General features: G+C 65.8%; 1 pseudogene. It reads left to right on the forward strand.

Going from position 1 to position 237, the window contains the following annotated elements:
* Positions 1-237, forward strand: a pseudogene (locus RVY79_RS21525) (integrase); the annotation flags it as partial.

Genomic DNA, 237 nt, shown 5'->3' on the forward strand with positions numbered 1-237 from the left:
CTTCCATGAAAACGCGTCTGCTTCCCGTTGATTCTGCGATTGTCGCGCCACTTGGCTTGCCCGATGCCGCCGAACTGGCTGTGCTGCGCGCCTGGCATGCGGGCTTATCGGCGCGCAAGGCTGTCGAACGCTATCTCGGTGAGCGGCGGGCGCTCGGACAATCTTCGCGCGGCATTCTCGGCCGCATCCGGCGCCAGCTAGCAGCGTTTGCGCGCCAGCGTCAGCGCGAAGACCTGG

Source organism: Chromohalobacter sp. HP20-39 (genome assembly GCF_033052815.1).
Taxonomy (GTDB): domain Bacteria; phylum Pseudomonadota; class Gammaproteobacteria; order Pseudomonadales; family Halomonadaceae; genus Chromohalobacter.